1 protein-coding gene is annotated in these 1,586 nt (G+C 71.2%); it reads right to left on the bottom strand.

The genetic code is table 11. The features are described from left to right. Positions 1–1,586: hypothetical protein (locus G7A99_RS19350; protein WP_163143302.1), on the bottom strand; the 1,586-nt coding region annotated here is incomplete at both ends.

Raw genomic sequence — 1,586 nt, 5'->3', positions numbered from 1 at the left:
ACCGCCTCGTCCAGCGCGAAGACGCCGTCGGCGTTATCCGCAGTCAGCGAGGTGGCGGCATGCGCCGTGCCGATATCGAGCCCCCGCGCGGTGGTCAGGGTCACCGCATCGCCGGCGCTCACGGTCCCGGCGGTGAACGCGCCGAGATCGGCGGTCACCTCCCCCGTGCGGGCGGTCACGGTATCGGCATCGACGGCCTGATCGCCGTTGAGCGTGACCGTCCCGGCGGCCTCGATGCGCCCGCCGGTGGTATCGGACGTCCAGGTCAGGTACGCATCCCCGCCCCCGGCCTCGATGCGCTCGAAGGTCGGCGCGTTGATCGCGAGGGCCGTGTCCGCCGTGCCGATGGCGCCGCCGGCATCTACATCCACCCTGCCGCCGGACCAGGTCACGAGGTTGGGGGTGTCGCCGGCAATGGCGGTGATGTCGCCGGTGACGTCCAACGCGAGGGGTGCATCGCTTTCCACGTCGATGGTCGCGACGCGGGCGTCGCCGTCCACCCGGAGGGTCACGCCGTCATCACCGTTGAGCCGGCTGCCGGCCGCCATGGTGAGGCTGTCCATGTCGGCGTTCAGCCCATCTGAATAGAACGCGGTGTCTTCCCCGAAACGCCAGTCACCGGTGGTGACGGTGGCCGTCGCGCCGGGCACGGAAATGCTCGCGTCCCGGTGCAGGCTCAGGCCGCCGGAGACCACGCTGAGGCCGCCCCAGGCGGTCATGCCGCCGTCTTCCAGGAAGGTCAGATCGCCGTCGCCCAGATTGAAATCGGCCTCCTCCCAGGCCGTGAACCCGCCGTCCCTGCCAACGGTGGTGGAGGCGGCGGTGAGCCCGAAATGCCCGTCGACGACGAAACGGGCATCGGCGGCGACATCCACCGCGGCGTCACCGCGCAGGGTAAGGGCACCGCCGATCTCCCCGTTACCGAGGGTCAGGGCATCCGGGCTGGTCAGCCAGGCGTCGCCGCCGCTGTCGGCGCCCAGGGTACCGTCCACGCCGGTGAGGCGGACGTCGATGGGCGCCCCCGCCCCGCCGATCGCGCCGTCGGCCTTGAGCGTCACCGACTGGCCGCTGACGTTGAGATCGGCGACCGTGCGGTAGAGATCGCCGTCCGCGGCGTCGAGGTAGACGCTGCCGTCCACGATCACGCGGCCGACGCCGAAGTCGCCGTTGAGCCACTCCAGCGCCACGTCCCCGGAGGAGGAGACACCGCCGAGCGTCCCCGCGACATCCAGCGCCAGCGGGGCCCCGTCGGCATCGCCGATCGAGCCATTGGAGGCCCCGAGGGTAATGTCGCCGCCGACGGTGACCGTGCCCGGCGCGCCGTCGGCCACGGTGATGCTGTCGTTGGCCAGGAGCCGGGCGTCATCGCCCACGTCGACGGTCCCGACACGGATGTTGCTGAGCGCCTGGATATAGGTGGAGCCGCCGGCGGCGATGTCGAAGCGGCCTCCGGCGTCCACGTACATGGGGATGGTCTGGTTCACGACCAGGGTGGCGATATCGCCGTCATCGTCGTGCTCGATGGTCACGTCACCGGGTGCCCGCGCGGTGCCCAGGGCACCGATCTCCTCGTCGGTGAGGCTGCC

Source organism: Arhodomonas sp. KWT (genome assembly GCF_010993615.1).
The sequence above is the reverse complement of the archived record's forward strand: the minus strand, read 5'-3'. Positions and strand labels throughout refer to the sequence as shown.